The organism is Sutterella wadsworthensis 2_1_59BFAA (assembly GCF_000297775.1).
GTDB lineage: Bacteria > Pseudomonadota > Gammaproteobacteria > Burkholderiales > Burkholderiaceae_F > Sutterella > Sutterella wadsworthensis_A.
Window position 1 is genome coordinate 110,540 of record NZ_JH815521.1, and the last position, 16,906, is coordinate 127,445.

Below are 16,906 nucleotides of genomic sequence, written 5' to 3' on the forward strand. Positions count from 1 at the left end.
AACCAAGCGCTGATTTTCGAGACTTTGAAAATTCAAGGCATGATGAAGAATCACCATCTCGCAAAGGCGATTGCCGATGCAGGATGGGCTGAATTCATGCGCCAGTGCGAATACAAGGCGAAGCATGAAGGCAGAATCTTTGCAAAGATCGGCACCTTCTTTCCGTCTTCGAAGACATGTTCCACCTGCGGTCACAAGCTCAAGGAATTGAGCCTTGCAACACGCAGCTGGACGTGTCCACATTGCGGCGCTCATCATGACCGAGACATAAACGCCTCTCTGAATATCAAACAGGAAGGCATAAGAAAGTTGAAGGCGGCTGGGCTGACCGTCTTGCGCTCGTAACGTCACGAGCCGTAGCCTGTGGAGACATGTAAGACCCGAACGATCGTCCGGGCTGTGTTGAAGAAGCAGGAAGCCTCGCCCGATTTGTTTTCAAATCGGACGGGGAGCAGTCACCAAATAATCTTGTTACCGGGGACCAACGCGCCGGTCTACTCGAACGTACGCATATAGGCGCGACAGAGATACTAACCGCCGCGCAAATCGCGGAACGTTACGTAGGGTGGCATATTCACCGATCGTAGGCTCTTCCAAAAGAGTTGCTCCATTGTTGGCAAACGCATCTGTCCGACGAGGACTTTTCCGCACTTGCTCAATGCCAAGACCGACAGCATCATGCAGATCCTGTACAAGATCGCGCTCGGCCTTCGAATCATGGAAGATCTAGAGGCAATCTTAGGGGCAAGCACAATTGCCATTTTCCTTCTAGCGGCCCATAACATCGAGAGCGAAGATCCTTTATGCAAGTGCTTCAAAGACTAGCGTCGAAATCGTCATCTGCCTATTGAGGGTCTGAGGACCGAGACTTTGCCGCGAAATAACCGACAGGCAGAAGCAGATGACCGCCGCGTGCGGATGCATCGGCATTTTCGATCATCCGTACGCATATCCAAGCCTGACTTGCACCCAAGATGCACTGCAAAAGAAGGCCTTGCCAACTTCTCAGGCGGAGTGCCCGCCCTCGGCCTTTCTCACCTCATGAGACGCCGCATGTTCGGCCTGCCGCCTCGCTTCATTGAGAACGTGCGATTGATGACGCGCCTCGACAGCCTGAGCGGCTCTTGCAGCAACCGCATCGTCGAAGGCGTCCGCAACCGGCGGCAGCTTTGAGACGACCAGCTTGATGGCTCTCAAGGAGAGACGAATCTCAAGGCTCAGGAACACGGTGGACAGGACGATCAGAGCCACCGAAGCGAGCAGCAGCGCACTGTTGAGAATGTCGGCGCTGAAACCCGTCGCCTCTTCGAGGACACAGAGCGCAACGAGAAGTCCCGACACTACGGCGGAAAGAACGACGCAGAATTCACCGCGGCGCAAAAGCCCCGCCCGGTGGAAGATGAAGTCGATTTCATCGTCGATGTCCGCGCGTTCGTCGTCGGTGAGCTTCGGATCGAGCCGCTCGTTCATCAAGAGCCGAATCCTGCTCGTCGCGTGGTTGTAACGGGCGCTCATGGATAGCATCAGAAGGCCGACGCCCGAGATGAGCGTGATGGGGGCGAGCGCGGAAGCGAGAAGCTCGTTGAAGGACGTCATTTCGATGCCTCCTCGAGGCGCTTTTTGAGAGCGTCGCCTCTGGGCATGTGTTCGACGGCAAGGCCGAGCGCATGGAGCGAAAGCCTGATCTCGAAGGCGAAGGCGACGGTGGCGGCAATGATGAGCAAAAGCGCCAGCACAAGCCAGATGGCGGCAAAAGGAGCCGCGTCGAAGCCGAAGTAGGTGCCGAAGACGTTCGTCGCCACAAGCAGCCCGGAGCATCCGCTCGAGAGCGTGATGGCGAGCATTGAAAAGCGCAACCAGCGCGCCCGTCGATAGATAAGACGAATCTCGCGGTCGATGTCGGGCTCGACGCGAAGCGCCTTGAGGCCCTGCGTGCGAATCTTCACCAAGCCGCGAATGCGATCCATGCAGTGGCTGTAGCGGTTTGTCATGCAGAGAATGAGCATGCCCACGCCCGATATGAGCGTGATGGGCGTGAGTGCGCTTGAAAGCACTTCTTGAAAGGGAGCCGAGGCGATCATCGCACCTCCGTCTTGATCGGCAATTGCGGGTTTTCGACTATAGACCGCTTGAGTTCCGACGGGTGACGGCGCGAAGAAAAGCGTTGTCCAAAATCAAGCCGCAGCACGGATTTACCACAGGTCGCCAACATCACGAAAGCGGAATTTCGTCCTGCTGGCGCCTGCCGCAAAAAAAGCCCGCAACGTCACCACTGCAGGCTTGCGGGAGTAGCGCGATCCGTCCGACGGCCCCGCTCGGGGGAGAGAGTTTTGAGCGAACTCGTCGGACGGAGTTTGACTGTGCGAGGGCCTTCTTTGCGAACAACTAAGAATTCCTTAGTAGTTGCCCCTCCTGAAGTTCCTCTTCTTCGAAGATCCGTTTGAAGTGCAGAATTCCGCTTCTGTACCACTACAAATTCGGGGTCATATCGACCGCCATCGCAGGCATTCATCACCCTACGAACCAAGTTTTCCTCCCAATCAACTGAACGAAAGGCAGATTTCGTCCACTCACCACGCGCGTCCGTCCGCAGCACGAGAAATAGGCCGCACGGGAGAAGAATTCCCGGGCGGCCTGCGCTTCAGAAGTCAATGAAAGGTCAGAAGGCGTGCCTCACGCCCACCGTCGCGCGCCAGTCCTCGTCCAGGACGCCGCCCGAGGTGCGCTCGACGTCGGCCCAGAAGTACGTGGCGGGCGTCAGGTTGAAGTTGACGCCGAGGCCGTATTCGACCCAGGTGTCCTTGCCGTCCGTCTCAAGGATCGCACCGTTGCCGCCCGTCACCTTCAGGTCGCCAAGGAACTCATGGACGGCCGAAACGCGCGCATGGACGCTGCCCATTTCGTTCGGGCACTTCACGCCGAAGGCCATGCCTGCACGGCCGAGCAGGCTGTGCGCATCGTCAAACTCATAGTTCGAGCCGTCGCTGAGCTCAAGGCGATCGGCATTGACAAACGTGTACGTGGCCTCGACCTGAGGCTCGACGTAGAAGAGGCTCGAGACGTCGAAGCGCCAACCGACCTCGCCCGAGAGGCTCAGCGCCACGTTGTCCATCGAACCCTTCTTGCCGCCGTCAACCGTCATGTCGGTCTTGGCGGAGGCAAGACGACCCACCACGTCCACGAACTGGCCGGCCTCACCCATCCACAGGCCGTAGGCCGAAAGACCATAGAGGTCCATGTCGGCATTGCCGCGCCTGTAGTCGGCTTCGCTGCCCGTATAGCTCAGCGGATCGAGCTGTCGCCGGGCACCGTGTCGACGCCCGCCTGGATCGTGTGGAAGTCGTTTTCAAGGCCAGCGGAGCCCGAGAGGCGACCGCCGTCATAGCGTGCCCAGACGCCAGACGTACCCTGAGACGTGCGGATGTCACCGAGACGCTTTCTCACGTCGTTCATAAGGATCCTGTTGATCGCAAGCGGCGCAGCAGCGGCGAGCTCAAGCGTTGACTGCATGACCGAGTTCGGTCCCGTGCTCGTCGTGGCACCTTCCTCGTCAATCCGGAAGCCGTCGTTGTACATGCCTTCCTCGACAGTACTCGTGACGCCGACGTTCTCGGCTGCATCAACACCCGCCGCCATGAGCGACTTCGCCTCTTCCGCCGTCAGGTCGTCGGAGGTGAGGTTCCTCTCCATCTTGGCGTCCTTGAGCTTGACGTCGATCTTCGAGTTCGCATCGGCTTCATCGATGGTGATCCTGCCGGTTTGGCTTCCTTCCTCAGCCGTCAGATCTGCTGCGAGATTGACCGTGCCGCCCGTACCTGTCATCTTCTCGACCGTCACGTCGATGGCGCTGTCCGTGATGTTGATCACGCCGTCATTGTTCTCGAGAAGGTTGAGGGCCGTGTATTTCTGGCCGAGAGTCACGGTCGTCGAGTCATGCCCCGTTTCGACGGGGGTCCACACCGCGCCTTTGCTCAGGCCCAGCTTCATGCCCGTGACCGAGAGATACTCGTCTTTATTGGTAGGAGTGCCATTCCAGGTGACGACCATGTTGCCCGTCCAGCTTGACTCGGGGCCGACAAGGTTCAGAACCACCGTTGCGTCGACGGATGTGCCGGAAGTCGGAGCATCGTAGCTGAAGTTGACGTTGCCGTTGATCTGGGTGTAATGCCTTCCGTCAGCATTGATTGACACAACGGAACTCCCACGTGCCACAATGGCGTCGCTCGCCGTCACGACGGTGTTGCCGGTGATGTGAACCTGCCCATGACTCATCGCTGAAATGCCGACCGTTGAATGATCTGGATCATCGGATTCAGCAGTGATGCAAACCTCATCTCCAACAATGGTGAGTGTCGCGCTTTTGTCCTGAGCTTCGGTGTTGTTCGCAACATGAATGGCTCGTGTGTCTTTCGCGCCCTTTGCAACGACATTGACCGTTTTGCCATACACCTTGGTCTGAGCCTGATTGACATTGAAAATGCCATAGGCCTGTTCATCAGCGCCCTCTTGAGACTCGCCCGTCTTGATGCCGGCAATCGATACGCTTTCAGCATTTGACGAACCGATGGTCACATCCGCGCCCTTTCCGGCATCAACGCCCTTTGCCACATTTTTGGCGGAAGCAACAATCTCTACCGTATTGCCCGACACCTTCAGAGTATTGGCTCCTTTGACCGGACCAAGATGAAGTCCCGAGGCCTTATTGAGACTTGCTGCTACGATTGAGACACTTTGAGTTCCGACATCCCCAATATGGATCTCTGGACCACCCACTCTTGTCAAGCAAAATGTCTAAGTTTCATCGCCGAAGGCGATGCGGGAGCGCGAATGCGCTCCCGCAGTAGCCGCGGGCCGTACTAATTTGAACGAGCTTGCTCGCGTGAATTCAGAAAATGAAGCCCGCCCAGGAACGCGAGAAAACGAGGGAAAAAAGCTCCCCTGATCCGCATCCTGTTACCAGGTCATGCGGAGTCAGCTCAAGCAGATTCTCCTCATGCGAGAGGCCCATCCACCAATCTCTCAGGGCTGTCGGGACTCCATTCGGAACTCCATGCCCGCGATGAACTACAGGAAGCCGTCAGTTCGTGCTTGACGATGACTCAGAACTCAAGCACTTCGCCGTCGTTCGGAACCGAGAGCAAATCGAGATGATTGACCTTGGCAAACGCCCGCAGCATTGGCCGATCAACCGTCGCATGAGAAACGCCCTCGACGTGCGTGGCTATCACCTTGAGCGTCGGGAAGCGGTGCATCAGCGCCCGTACGTCATACTGGTTCATGATGATGAGGTGCCCGAGCGGATACTGCGCACCCGCAGCGTTGACTGCTATGATGCCGGGCTTGAACTTTTCGACGGCAGTCACAACGCTCTGACAGTAGATTGTGTCGCCGGCCAAGTAGAAGGATTCCGGCTCCGCCGCACTTTCAAAGACGACCCCGGAGGCCTTTTCCGAATAACCGCCCTCCTTGTAGCCTTCGAGCGTCACCAAATTGGTTGAGCCGTGATCGCAGTCGGTCCGATGGAGATTGACGCCGTCAAATTCCGTGCCGTCCGCGGTGAGCAACCGCACGTCAATAAAGCCCATGCCGCGCAGAATCTGCGCCTCCTCTTCGGACTGTGAAAAGACCGTCAGGGTCTTGGGCAGAACCTCTGCCGCAACTGCGTCGAAATGGTCGAAATGAAGATGTGTCACGATGACGGCATCGACATCAAAGAGGCTGTTGATCGGGCACGGCAAGTCGCAGTCAGGATTTCCGCGGCCGGTGCTCGTAGTCTCGGGCACATCCGGATAGGTGCCTTGGTCGGCAAGCATCGGGTCTATCAAAAAGCGCTTGCCTCCGAAATGCACGATGCTTGTGGCGCTGCGAATCTGTTGAAATTTCATGGCATGTCCTCCGAAATCGGTTAAGAATGAATTGTTGAATTCGATCATAAAAGCTATAGTTGCTGTAGCTTCAAGTATTTAGAGGAAACAAATTGTGAAAATCGGAGAACTGGCACGGATAACAGGCTGCCCCGTGACGCGCATTCGCTTTTACGAACAAAAAGGGCTGTTGCCGATGCCTTCGCGCACGCCCGGCGGCCAACGCAACTACTCGGACAAAGCGCTTGAGCGGTTGGACTTCATTTCCACGTGCCGCGCCAACGGCATGAAGCTCGAGTGCATTGAGCGATTCATAGCTTTTGAGAAAGACCCTTCATTGGGCAGCCAATGGTTGCTTGAACGGATTGATGAGTATCTGCAGCAGGCCAAGATTCAGCAGGAAAGGCTCGACAAGGCCGAGCAGTTCCTCAGGCACCTCAGAGCAACCTTTCCCAATGAGATTCTCGATAAGCAATGAGGTTTGGGAGGGTGTGGCTTTCTCGTAAAACGGCGCAGCCGGTCCGAAGCCTTCCGGCACCTGCTCCAAGACCGGCAGGGCTTCACGGACACTCTGGACAGCGACCCAAGCGTTCCCGCTTCTTTGCAACGCCCGTGAGCGGTCCGACGCCCGCGAAATGCCCGCCCCTTCAACTCATCCGACACAACGACAAAGCTTCTCTTCACCGACATCCCCAGAAGCAGCAGGAACGGTTGAGGCAACCTTTTCTCCCCTCCATTCCCTGCCGAAATCACGCCGGAGGTCGAACGCACAAAGCCCATGCGAAAACGCACCCCGCAGCCAAACTCGAGCGGCTCTTCATGGCGGATTTGATCCGCCTGATTCGCTTCCGCACTTATGCCGCGACGGATCCTCAAGCCGCGGCGCTGTGGCTTGCACACTCTGAGGATTGCCCTGATGACGCATGAGCGCAAAGGGCTCAAAGGCCGCTGATGGCGCGCCTTCCGCCAACCTTCGCTCCCGCCCGCGCACGCGCCGGGCGGGATTTTTGTCGTCCGCCGCCCGGCCACATCCCGATTTGCACATTACGGCCCAAATCTGTATCATCCGGTACGTTTGTACCGTTAGGTACTCTTTGACATATTTCAATGGAGCAAATCATGGAAAGACGCAGGCTCATTCAGCTCGCCGGTGCATTTCTCGCCTCAGGCGCTGCGCCCGACGCCCTCTTCGCGCAGACGAAGCAGATGACAATGGTCGTCCCCTTCCCGCCCGGAGGCGGCGGAGACATTCTCGCGCGGACCGTCTCTCTTCCCTTCTCGGAGACGCTCCATGAAAAGGTCGTGATCTTCAACCGTCCGGGCGCGGGCGGCAACATCGGCACGTCCCAGGTCGTGAAGGCCCGGCCCGACGGCACCACGGTCGGATACGTCACAAACGGCATCATGTGCGTCAATTCACACCTCTACGATCGACAGGCCTTTGATCCGCTCAAGGACCTCGAGCCTGTCGCAGGCCTCACCTCCATCGGCCTCTTCCTTGCAGTGAGTCCGAAGGCTTTACCCGACGTCCGTTCGGCGGCCGACCTCGTCAAGCTTGCGATATCGCGCCCGGGCGAGATCGCCTTCGCGTCCGCGGGCCCGGGCACGACGAGCCATCTCGCGGGCATTCTTTTCGAGCGCGAAGCCGGGCTCGACCTCAACCACATTCCCCATGCGGGCGGTGCCGCCGCCGTCAAGGAAGTGCTCTCAGGGCGCGTGCCCTTCCTCATCGACGTGATGCCCAACCTCCTTCCGCACCTCAAGGCCGGCACGCTTCGCGCCCTCGCCGTCACGACGCCCTCACGATCCGCACTTCTGCCCGAAGTTCCCACCATGGCCGAAGCAGGTCTTCCCGGCGTCACGCTCTACGCCTGGGACGGCATCGCCGCCCCGAAGGGGCTCTCCGACGCCGATGCCGATCGCTTCGCGAAGGCCGCCCGTGCCGCGCTCAACGACAAGGCCGTGCGCGACCGTCTTCTGCGCATGGGCGCCGAACCCCAGTTCCGCGGTCCCGCCGACTTCAGGCAATTCATAGAGGCCGAGGCCGCCAAGTGGCGCCCGCTTGCCCTCATGGCCCGCGCACAGCGCTAAAGGCCGAACCCATACAGACTGTTTGAAAAGGAATTCACGACATGCAGCCCATGCTCGACACCTCACATCTTCCTCCCGTTCCCGAATGGCACAAGGCGGGCGAATTCACCGACATCGTCTATGAGAAGTGCTCGGACGGCATCGCCAAGATCACGATCAACCGTCCCCAGGTTCACAACGCCTTTCGTCCGCAGACGGTGATGGAGATGAGCCGCGCGCTCAACGACGCCCGCAACGACGCCTACGTCGGCGTCATCATCCTGACCGGCATGGGCGAAAAGGCCTTCTGCTCAGGCGGCGATCAGAAGGTCCGCGGGACGGGCGGGTACGTTGGCGACGACGGCACGCCCCGCCTCAACGTCCTCGACCTGCAGCGCGAGATCCGCACCTGCCCGAAGCCCGTCGTCGCCATGGTGGCGGGCTGGTGCGTGGGCGGCGGTCACGTCCTTCACATGATGTGCGATCTCACGATTGCCGCCGAAAACGCCATGTTCGGTCAGACGGGGCCGCGCGTCGGTTCCTTCGACGGCGGCTGGGGCGCCTCCTACATGGCACGCATCGTCGGGCAGAAGAAGGCACGCGAGATCTGGTTCCTCTGCCGCTTCTACAACGCAAAGGAGGCCCTCGACATGGGTCTCGTCAACACGGTCGTTCCGCTTCAGAAGCTTGAAGCCGAAACCGTCCAGTGGTGCCGCGAGATGCTTGCCAACTCCCCGCTCGCCCTCCGCTGCCTCAAGGCCGCCCTCAACGCCGACTGCGACGGCCAGGCGGGCCTGCAGGAGCTCGCGGGCAACGCCACGCTCCTCTACTATATGACCGAAGAGGGACGCGAAGGCAAGAACGCCTTTCTTGAAAAGCGCCGTCCCGACTTCTCGAAGTTCCAGCGCCTGCCCTGAGGCTGACATGCCCTCTCTCACCACGGGCGCCGGCCCCTCAATGAGCGTCGCCGCCCTCGCACTCTCCGAGCCCGACCGCACGGCCGTTGTCGACGCCTCCCGCCGCATCACGTGGGCGGAACTCGCCCGTCTCGTCTCGGATCGTACGGCCTCGCTTTTGCAGCCCGCTCCCGGCCGCCCGGCCTTCCTCATCCCGAAGCCCGACCTGAACGGCCTCGTCGACATCCTTGCCCATTGGGAGGCGCACATTCCCGCGGTCCTCGTCTCGCCCAAACTCACTTCTGCCGAGCAAGACGCCCTCAAATCCCACGCGGACTCCATCGCAGAACCTCTTCCCGACGGCACCGCATTCGTGGTCTTTACCTCTGGAACGACGGGCCTTCCGAAGCCCGCCATCCTCACGCGCGAGTCCCTGACGGCAGGCGCCAGAGCGATGATCCGCGCCCTTCGCATGACCTCGTCCGATGTCTTGCAGCTCTCGCTCTCGCCCGCCCGCGTGGGCGGCCTCGGGATCATCATGAGAACCCTGGCCGCAGGCAGCACGATCGCGCTGTCTCCGGGCTTTTCGGGCGCCCGCTTTCCCGAGACCCTCGCCCGAAACGGCGTGACGTTCGCCTCGCTCGTCCCCGCCATGCTGGCAGACGTCCTCGAGCGCAATCCGGACTGGCGCAATCCGCCCCACTTGCGCGCCATCCTCATCGGCGGCGCCCCGTTCCCCGACCGTCTTCGCGCCGAAGCCGCCCGACGCGGCATTCCCATCATGACAACCTACGGCATGACCGAAACGGGCAGCACCTCCGCGGTCTCGGCCTACGAAACCCGCCTCTCGCCTGTCCCTGTCGGCGAAGTGCCGCTCGCGGGCACCTCGTTCAGGACCGTCGACGGCGTCCTCTGCCTCAAGGGACCGATGCTCTTTGCCGGCTACTGGGGACGCCCCGCACCCGTTCATGACGGCTGGTTCGAGACGGGCGACGCGGGACTCGTCAATCATGACGGTTCGATCCGCATCCTCGGGCGCACCTCCGACATGATCATCACGGGCGGTGAAAAGGTCGTTCCCTCCGAAGTCGAGTCGGCCCTTGAATCCCTCCCCGGGATTCGCGAGGCGCTCGTCGTCGGCATTCCCGATGAAAAGTGGGGGCAGATCGTCACGGCTCTTCTCGTCTCCGACACCGATCCCCATCCGCAGTCTGACGCCATCGTCTGCGGACTTGCCGCACGCCTCGCCCGCTGGAAGTCTCCTCGACGCATTGCATGGGTGAATTCCCTCCCGCTCACCTCCGCGGGCAAGCGCAACCGCAACCCCGAGGTTCTTCGGGACCTTGAATTCGACGTTCTGCACTACAGACACTCAACCGAAGCCCCGTTGTAATCCGCCTCTCCGGATCTCGTCTCCTCCCCTTTTTGTCTTTTCCAAAGGGCCGCTGCGGACTTCTGCACCGCCGCGGCCCGTTTTGCATGACCGCCGGCCACTCCGCACTCACAATTGCATTCGAGCCGCCGCGCCCCTCTTTCTGAACGGGGACACGATGTCCTTCAGAACGTTCAGGCGCAGTCGTCCTAGCGTCTTCACACTTTCCCGTTCGGGACCGATAGCGAGAATCTTTCTCAAATACGTTTGTAACAAGGGTTTTTCCGGCGATACCTTACGTGAAGTCCGTTCCCTAGCGGGACTTCAACCTTTGAAGTCTCAAACGCCTTCGTTCCTTGGCGTCAGTTGTTTCACTTGTCGAATTTTGGTCATCGAAAAATGACCGTTGTAAAATAGCAACAGCTATCAAACGATCGAACAACCTCACAAAATTTTGCCTTACCTCCTTTAAATACACTGTGTTTCAGTCGATCTCATATGTATCAACCTAATCCATTTGGGCGCATTAGGGTTTCCCCCCCCCCGCCAACACCAATCCCTGAAACTTCGCTATGCGCAGTTTTCGCAAGAGAACCTTCGCATTCGTTTTTTCTTCCCAAAAGGAATAATTGGCATGAATTCGACATTCAAGGTTGTTTTCAACAAGGCGCGCGGCGCCTTGATGGTTGTAAATGAAGTTACGTCCTCCGTGCAGGGCAAGGGCACGAAGACGGTCGTGGCCGCTGCTGTTGCCGCCCTGATCTCCGGCTCGGCCATGGCTGCCGAACTCTCCTGGGAGGATGTGGCCAAGAAGACGGACTGGACCTATGACAACATCGCCGCAGACGGTTCCGTTGAAAAGCCCTCGGGCCTGGTGATCAACACGACCGATCTTCTCAAGGAAGGCGAAACCCTCAAGCTGGTCGGCTATGAAGCCGATTCGACCATTAACGGTCTTCACAACAACGATAAGAACACGACCAACAAGGGCGTGATCTACGTCGAGGCGACGGATATCAAGGAGACTGGTCTGGTCGGCATGACTTCAGGCTACCTTAATAAGCTTACTTCCACCAATGACGGCCAGATTTATGTCAAGGCCAAGAACAGTGTCCAGGTCTCTGGCATGGGCGCTGTTCAGGGCGACACTATCGTCAACAACGGCCTGATCAAAACCGAAGGCGAGAACACCTTCGGCGTGATTACGTGGAAGGATCAGGACACCGAAGGTACGACCACGATCAACAACGCCGGCACGATCGATGTTACGGGCAAGAACGCCGTCGGCATTCGTCTCGGCCTCACGAAGGGCACGAACGTCATCAACAACACTGGTGTCATCAAGGCAGCAGGTGAAGGCGCCACTGCTCTCAAGATTGCAAACGTCACCGTGAATCTCAAGGCAGGTTCCGACATTGACGGCCTCATCCATATTGATGACGACGCCACCTCCGCCGCCATCAACGCTGAAGGCGTCACCGACACGCTCAAGGTCAAGGGCAAGCTGCACGAGCTCAACCTTGTCAAGGGTTCCAACATCACGCTCGAAGACGGCCAGAAGTCCACCTACGAAACCGTGACCCTTGACGACTCCCGTCTGAACGCCTCCATCTGGAGTGCCGACAACACCTTCAAGACGGTTACCGTTAACGAAGGCAGCATCTTCAACATCACGAAGCTCAACTCCCGCGTCGACCTGAAGTCGGACGCCGACCTGCCTAAGGATCAGCTCCTCATCGCCCGCGACCAGAGCTTTACGTATGACCACGCCCAGATGCATGTCGCCGGCAAGGTCTTCACGGGCAACCTCAAGGTCGGCACGTTGGATCAGAAGGGTACCGTCACTCTCAAAGGCGGCGAGCACAACTTCTCCAAGCTGACCGTCGGTGCCAAGGAGAGCGCCTTCAATCTCGGTGAGAAGGCCGTCGTTACCGTCGGTGGCCTCCACCTTTATCACGGTGAAGGTACAGCCGGCAAGGTCGTCGTCAGCGATTCCACCCTCATCAACACCGGCGTCCTCACGTTTGAAAAGGCTGATAACACCTATAAGTCCGAAAGCAAGCTTGAACTCGCCAACGGTACGTTCCAGACTGCCGCCACCGACTTCATCAAGGAGAAGGCCGCTGCCGCTGCTGACGCCGAAGCCAAGCCCGAATATGAAGCCACCGGCAACGCAGCCTTCCTTTCCGGCAACGGTACGCTCAACCTGACGTCCACCACCTTCGAATACTCGCTCGCCGACCTCGAGAAGGCTCAGAACCTCATCGACAGCAAGAATACGATCAGGATCGTCTTCGCCAACGGCACGCTTAAGCTCGGCGAAGGCGAAAAGCTTGATGCAACGTCTGTCAGCGGTCGAATCCTCGCCCCGTACACCGGCGAAGCGGACACGGACGGTTCCTTCGCCATCACGGATAGGGCCACCGTCGGTGCGATCGACTTCTCCAAGATGACGGACAAGACGGCCAAGAGTGTTGCCTTGAATAACGGCGATAACACGCTCACGCTCGCCGGCAATGGCGGCGACGTCTTCAAGAACCTCGGCGCCACGGTCGCTACTGTCGAAACGGGCAAGCTCGTCCTCGGCGCGGCCGGCAACTCCGGCAACGTGAATGTTGACACGCTCAAGGCCACCGAACTCACGGTCGCCGGCGACTTCACCGCTCGCGCTGTCGAAGCCACCACGGCTAAGATCGACGGCATCCTGACCGCCAACTCCGTCAAGACCACTGACGCCACCAACGGCGCCAAGGTCACTGGCGCTCTCGTCCTCACCGGCAACGTCAAGAAGGACGTTTCCGAACTCACCGGCAAGGTCACCGTCACTGACCGCGGCGTTCTCACGACGAACCGCGCCGCCGGCCTCGCCTACGCTGCCGAGTATGCCGACGAAGACCTCTCCGTCGCCTATGTCGACCGTCAGCTCAAGCTCGCCGAAGGTGCCGTGATCAACATTGGTGAAGCTCCCGCGACCGGCGCCTTGGCCGCCGCTACCACCACCGACCGCACCGTCAACGTCAACGCCAACGGCATCTACGGCATTGACGCCGCCAGCTTCCTCTACACGGGCAAGCCCGCCGCTGAAGCCGACCTCTCCGTCTTCGGCAACAGCACGGCCCTCAACTTCAACGGTGGTGAAGTTGAAATCCTGAACATCACCAAGCTCGGTCAGATCGACCTCGGCGGCGCGATCAAGAACACCGCCAATATCGACATCGACACCGACTCCATCTATGTTGTCGTCAACGATAATGGCGTTGATGCCACCACCGGCGTCGTGACGCTCTCCTACAATGACGGTCTCGTCGCCGACAAGACGGTTGACGCCCGCCTGAAAGACGCCTTCACGAAGGGTGTCGGCGCCAAGGAAATGGCCATCCTGTCCGCCCTTGACACGCCCGCCTTCTTCAACGATGAGACCGGCAAGTTCACCGCTGACGGCAACAAGGCCTTCGAACAGGCCACGGGCGGCAACGCCACGGCCGGCGTTCTGAACGTCGCCTACGACGCCAACGCCCAGGTCACCGACGCCATCGTCCGCCACCAGCTCTCCGAGCATGCCGGCATGGGTGTCTGGGCCGACGTCTTCTACGCCAAGAACGAAGCCAAGGAAATCTACGGTGACTTCGGCTACTCCGCCGACATCTACGGTGGCGTCCTCGGCTTTGACTACACGGCTGCCTGCGGCGGCACGCTCGGCGCCGCCCTTACGGTCGGTACGGCTGACGCTGACAGCGAAGGCGGTGTTCTCTCCACCTTGCTCAGCTCCGACTTCGTCGGTCTCTCCGTCTACGCTTCGAAGGACTTCTCCGGTCTCAACGTCAAGGCTGACCTCGGCTACATCGACTTCAGCAATGACTTCACGGGTCTCGGCGACGCCTCCGACGCCACGACGATCACGTTCGGTGTTCGCGGCGACTTCACGGCCTACCAGAACGGCGCCTTCTCCGTCGTTCCGCACATGGGTCTTCGCTACACGCGCATCGACACCGATGCCGTGGCCTTCAACGACGAGCAGAACATGAACGTCCTTGAAGCCCCGATCGGCGTCAAGTTCGCGGGCACGTTCGAAGCCACCGGCTGGAAGCTCGTCCCGTCCTACGACTTCACGATCGTTCCGCAGCTCGGCGACAAGGAAGTTGAAGCCTTCGGCACGGCCGGCGACATCACGATCCTCTCCGGCGGCCTCTTCAACAACGTCCTCGGCGTTGAAGCGGTCAAGGACAACATGTCCTTCGGTCTGAACGCCTCCTATGGCTTCGGCCCGGACGATCGCGCCAACACGCAGGTCAATGCGAACTTCCGCTACCACTTCTAACGACCTGATGTTCCGGGGCCCTCGGGCCTCGGACGACAGGCTCACTTGAAGTCAAGGCCCCGCATCCTTCACCGGATGCGGGGCCTTTTTCTGTCTCGATCAGCAACGCCCCTTGCTCTGCCTCAACGCCTCGTCACCGTCCCTCTTGCGTTTGAATACGGTTCGGAAATCATGCCGTCCCGCATTTCGCGTTGCTTTTAGGTAGACTTCGGAAAAACCCCCGCACGTCCTCAGACTTGTCAATCGACGTGCCGGGCCAAAGCTTAGATAGAGGAGAAAACCATCATGATCAACCGCCGCCGCTTCATCCAGGCGTCCGCCCTGCTCATCGCCGGCACCTCCACGCTCGCCCTCACGGGCTGCGGAAGCCCCAAAACGCCTGAAGACGTCGCGTGCGCCTTCGTGCGCGCCCTTTACCGCGGCGATGCCGCCGAAGCCACGAAGTTCTTCCACGTTCCCGCCGACGCCAAGGGCGCCGAGGTGAAGATCGCCGAAGCCAAGATCAGCGAGAGCGCCGCTCAGGCCAAGGACTCCGCCTCCAAGCAGGGCGGTCTTCGCGACGTCTCCATCATGGAACCCGTCGCCAAGGAAGCCATCGAGGCCGGCAAGTGTCGTGCCCGCGTCAAGGTGGCTTTCGGCAACGGCTCGAGCAAGGTCGAGACCGCCCAGCTCATCAAGACCGAGAAGGGCTGGCTCGTCACCTTCGGCCTCTGATTCCACTCTCATGAATACCCGCACGGCGGCTCTCCTCACGGCAGCCGCCGTTCTCATGTCCACAGGGACCGTCCTCATGCATGAGGACGTCAAGGGTGAGCTCATCGATGGCGCGACCGGGCTTCTTCCGGGACTTCAGGAGGCACCGTCCGCCGAAGTCCCCACGGGCGTCACGCTTGACGACCTCGCCCCCTGCGGCAGTCTCAGGACCGGCGATCTGGTCTTTCGCAGGGGCTTCGGAACGGAGAGCCGCCTCATCATCGAGGCTCAGGGTCCCAACAGGGCGCCCTTCTCTCACGTCGGCATGGTTGTTTCCGAGCATCCCGTGATGATCGTGCACGCCACGACATCCGACGATCCGGCACACCCAAACAGCGTCATCAGCTCCAGCCTTCCTGAGTTTCTCTCCATGGGCGACATGGCGGGCGTTGCGAGACCCGCTTGGAGCGATGCTCTCAAGGCGGCAGCTGCAGGACGTGCAAGAGGCATGACGGGCGAAGCCTTCAGGCTTGTGCCCGACGATCCCGATGCACTCTACTGCACGACGCTCATTGAAAAGTCCTTCGAGCCTGATCTCAAGCTCGACCTTCCCCGCGACGTCGTCAAGGTCCCCGTCGTGGGCGGCGCATATCTCTTCCCTGCCGCGCTCTGGGAGGCGGACGGCATGACGCATGTCTGCATGATCGGGAAGCAGAAGACGAGCAAGCCGTGACTCTCGTCGTCCGAGCCTGTAGAATCTTCGGACCATCTCAGAATCAAAACCAACCAGGCAATCATTTCTATAAAGGCCCTCATGCAGTTCGGCTTTCCCCGAGATCGACAGCTTCGCTACGCAGACTTCGCCAAGCTCCGTCCCGCCCAGAAGCGCGGTCGCGCGTTCATGTACCTGAAGCTCGCCACGCTCTACACGAAGTACTGCCGCACGTACCGTCCCAAGTTCTTCAGGACCATTGCGATGGTGGCCGCCGTGCTTGGCGCCGGCGCGGTCATGCAGTCCGCGCACATGATGCCCGACTGGATTCCCGTCTGGTTCCTCGGCGTCCTCGCCTGGAACCACTCGGTGGTGCGTGCACCCGACCTGCACCCGAACGTCCTCTTCTTTCTTCGTGATGCGGGCGCCACCACGGCCTCGAGCATTCCTGCCGACCTTCTTCGTGACAAAGGACCGCTCCTGATGCTCATCTGGGTCGTCACGGGCTACATGTCCGGTGAATGGCTGAGCCTCAATGCGGGCATGACGGGCTTCATCCTCATGACCTTCTTCGTCTCGACCTTCCGCATCATCCGCATGATGAACGGCAACCTCGAGGCGTTTGTCCTCGTGGGCGAAAAGGTGATGGAGATCGCCGAGGATGCCAGGGCGGATCTCGCGGCGCAGGCGCGCGAGGAACAGGCATGCCGGGAAGACGAAGGCAGCTGATCGGCCAGTTGAGGATTTGCGTCCCATGCATTTCAACTGCCATGTGATAAATGATTCTGGTCAGCCTCGCCGAACGCCAGTCCCGAAAACGAGAAGAAGGGCAACCACAGTGAGAAGAAGTCCCATCCAGTCGCGATCGATGATCTGCTTCAGAGCAACAAGCGTCACCAGCACTGCGACGAGCATGACAACACCGTTCATGACTCACCTCTCACTTGATATTTTGCATTTCATTCCCACTCCGCCGGCATT

Annotated in this window: 16 protein-coding genes; 10 read left to right on the top strand and 6 right to left on the bottom strand. The window is 59.7% G+C overall.

Annotated elements, in window-relative coordinates:
- Positions 1 to 345 (top strand): RNA-guided endonuclease TnpB family protein (locus tag HMPREF9465_RS11345; protein WP_038007864.1); only part of this gene is annotated, 345 nt, incomplete at its 5' end.
- Positions 346 to 1,005: 660 nt separating this feature from the next.
- Here the strand turns inward: HMPREF9465_RS11345 and HMPREF9465_RS11350 are convergent.
- The 4 genes from HMPREF9465_RS11350 to HMPREF9465_RS11365 all read right to left on the bottom strand — a co-directional run bounded on the left by HMPREF9465_RS11350 (position 1,006) and on the right by HMPREF9465_RS11365 (position 4,191).
- Positions 1,006 to 1,596: a DUF2721 domain-containing protein gene (locus tag HMPREF9465_RS11350; protein ID WP_005437120.1), complete on the bottom strand. Its 591-nt coding sequence runs from the start codon at positions 1,594 to 1,596 to the stop codon at positions 1,006 to 1,008.
- Positions 1,593 to 2,081, bottom strand: coding sequence for a DUF2721 domain-containing protein (locus tag HMPREF9465_RS11355; RefSeq protein ID WP_005437121.1), 489 nt, complete (start codon positions 2,079 to 2,081; stop codon positions 1,593 to 1,595). The genes HMPREF9465_RS11350 and HMPREF9465_RS11355 overlap by 4 nt, the downstream gene beginning before the upstream one ends.
- 578 nt (positions 2,082 to 2,659) lie before the next feature.
- Positions 2,660 to 3,286 (bottom strand): autotransporter outer membrane beta-barrel domain-containing protein, encoded by a 627-nt coding sequence (locus tag HMPREF9465_RS11360; RefSeq protein WP_269208180.1) that lies wholly within the window; start codon positions 3,284 to 3,286, stop codon positions 2,660 to 2,662.
- Positions 3,283 to 4,191 (bottom strand): hypothetical protein, encoded by a 909-nt coding sequence (locus tag HMPREF9465_RS11365; RefSeq protein WP_147645387.1) that lies wholly within the window; start codon positions 4,189 to 4,191, stop codon positions 3,283 to 3,285. The genes HMPREF9465_RS11360 and HMPREF9465_RS11365 overlap by 4 nt, the downstream gene beginning before the upstream one ends.
- A 102-nt stretch (positions 4,192 to 4,293) precedes the next feature.
- Between HMPREF9465_RS11365 and HMPREF9465_RS13350 the strand changes: the two genes are divergently transcribed.
- Positions 4,294 to 4,557: a hypothetical protein gene (locus tag HMPREF9465_RS13350; RefSeq protein WP_147645389.1), complete on the top strand. Its 264-nt coding sequence runs from the start codon at positions 4,294 to 4,296 to the stop codon at positions 4,555 to 4,557.
- A 542-nt stretch (positions 4,558 to 5,099) separates the two neighbouring features.
- On the opposite strand, the gene HMPREF9465_RS11370 is transcribed toward HMPREF9465_RS13350, so the two are convergent.
- Positions 5,100 to 5,933: an MBL fold metallo-hydrolase gene (locus HMPREF9465_RS11370; RefSeq protein ID WP_196793891.1), complete on the bottom strand. Its 834-nt coding sequence runs from the start codon at positions 5,931 to 5,933 to the stop codon at positions 5,100 to 5,102.
- A 46-nt stretch (positions 5,934 to 5,979) separates the two neighbouring features.
- On the opposite strand from HMPREF9465_RS11370, the gene HMPREF9465_RS11375 reads away from it, so the two are divergent.
- The 8 genes from HMPREF9465_RS11375 (at position 5,980) to HMPREF9465_RS11410 (ending at position 16,654) form a co-directional block, all read left to right on the top strand.
- Positions 5,980 to 6,342 carry a MerR family transcriptional regulator gene (locus HMPREF9465_RS11375; protein ID WP_005437125.1) on the top strand — a complete coding sequence of 121 codons (363 nt, stop codon included), beginning with the start codon at positions 5,980 to 5,982 and terminating at the stop codon, positions 6,340 to 6,342.
- A gap of 641 nt (positions 6,343 to 6,983) precedes the next feature.
- The gene (locus tag HMPREF9465_RS11380) at positions 6,984 to 7,955 is read left to right on the top strand and encodes a Bug family tripartite tricarboxylate transporter substrate binding protein (RefSeq protein ID WP_005437127.1); all 972 of its coding nucleotides are present in this window, start codon (positions 6,984 to 6,986) and stop codon (positions 7,953 to 7,955) included.
- A gap of 41 nt (positions 7,956 to 7,996) precedes the next feature.
- Entirely contained in the window at positions 7,997 to 8,851 is an 855-nt protein-coding gene (gene menB / locus HMPREF9465_RS11385; RefSeq protein WP_005437128.1) for a 1,4-dihydroxy-2-naphthoyl-CoA synthase, read from the top strand.
- A 7-nt stretch (positions 8,852 to 8,858) separates the two neighbouring features.
- Positions 8,859 to 10,223 (top strand): class I adenylate-forming enzyme family protein, encoded by a 1,365-nt coding sequence (locus tag HMPREF9465_RS11390; RefSeq protein WP_005437131.1) that lies wholly within the window; start codon positions 8,859 to 8,861, stop codon positions 10,221 to 10,223.
- A 613-nt stretch (positions 10,224 to 10,836) separates the two neighbouring features.
- A complete protein-coding gene (locus HMPREF9465_RS11395) occupies positions 10,837 to 14,520 on the top strand; it encodes an autotransporter domain-containing protein (protein WP_005437133.1) in 3,684 nt (1,227 codons plus the stop codon).
- Positions 14,521 to 14,805: 285 nt separating this feature from the next.
- Positions 14,806 to 15,234 (top strand): DUF4878 domain-containing protein, encoded by a 429-nt coding sequence (locus HMPREF9465_RS11400; protein ID WP_005437134.1) that lies wholly within the window; start codon positions 14,806 to 14,808, stop codon positions 15,232 to 15,234.
- Between the two features lie 10 nt (positions 15,235 to 15,244).
- Positions 15,245 to 15,946, top strand: a complete 702-nt coding sequence (locus tag HMPREF9465_RS11405) for a YiiX/YebB-like N1pC/P60 family cysteine hydrolase (protein ID WP_005437135.1) — start codon at positions 15,245 to 15,247, stop codon at positions 15,944 to 15,946.
- A gap of 81 nt (positions 15,947 to 16,027) precedes the next feature.
- A complete protein-coding gene (locus tag HMPREF9465_RS11410; protein ID WP_005437136.1) occupies positions 16,028 to 16,654 on the top strand; it encodes a hypothetical protein in 627 nt (208 codons plus the stop codon).
- Between the two features lie 60 nt (positions 16,655 to 16,714).
- Here HMPREF9465_RS11410 and HMPREF9465_RS13535 read toward each other — a convergent pair whose 3' ends face one another.
- Positions 16,715 to 16,855 carry a hypothetical protein gene (locus HMPREF9465_RS13535; protein ID WP_005437138.1) on the bottom strand — a complete coding sequence of 47 codons (141 nt, stop codon included), beginning with the start codon at positions 16,853 to 16,855 and terminating at the stop codon, positions 16,715 to 16,717.
- Positions 16,856 to 16,906: the final 51 nt, after the last annotated feature.

Excerpts from the sequence above, each read along its gene's own strand:
- HMPREF9465_RS11350 (WP_005437120.1), bottom strand. The coding sequence starts at position 1,596 with ATGACGTCCTTCAACGAGCTTCTCGCTTCCGCGCTCGCCCCCATCACG.
- HMPREF9465_RS11355 (WP_005437121.1), bottom strand. The coding sequence starts at position 2,081 with ATGATCGCCTCGGCTCCCTTTCAAGAAGTGCTTTCAAGCGCACTCACG.
- HMPREF9465_RS13350 (WP_147645389.1), top strand. The coding sequence starts at position 4,294 with ATGATCTGGATCATCGGATTCAGCAGTGATGCAAACCTCATCTCCAAC.
- HMPREF9465_RS11370 (WP_196793891.1), bottom strand. The coding sequence starts at position 5,933 with ATGATCGAATTCAACAATTCATTCTTAACCGATTTCGGAGGACATGCC.
- HMPREF9465_RS11380 (WP_005437127.1), top strand. The coding sequence starts at position 6,984 with ATGGAAAGACGCAGGCTCATTCAGCTCGCCGGTGCATTTCTCGCCTCA.
- menB (WP_005437128.1), top strand. The coding sequence starts at position 7,997 with ATGCAGCCCATGCTCGACACCTCACATCTTCCTCCCGTTCCCGAATGG.
- HMPREF9465_RS11390 (WP_005437131.1), top strand. The coding sequence starts at position 8,859 with ATGCCCTCTCTCACCACGGGCGCCGGCCCCTCAATGAGCGTCGCCGCC.
- HMPREF9465_RS11395 (WP_005437133.1), top strand. The coding sequence starts at position 10,837 with ATGAATTCGACATTCAAGGTTGTTTTCAACAAGGCGCGCGGCGCCTTG.
- HMPREF9465_RS11400 (WP_005437134.1), top strand. The coding sequence starts at position 14,806 with ATGATCAACCGCCGCCGCTTCATCCAGGCGTCCGCCCTGCTCATCGCC.
- HMPREF9465_RS11405 (WP_005437135.1), top strand. The coding sequence starts at position 15,245 with ATGAATACCCGCACGGCGGCTCTCCTCACGGCAGCCGCCGTTCTCATG.
- HMPREF9465_RS11410 (WP_005437136.1), top strand. The coding sequence starts at position 16,028 with ATGCAGTTCGGCTTTCCCCGAGATCGACAGCTTCGCTACGCAGACTTC.
- HMPREF9465_RS13535 (WP_005437138.1), bottom strand. The coding sequence starts at position 16,855 with ATGAACGGTGTTGTCATGCTCGTCGCAGTGCTGGTGACGCTTGTTGCT.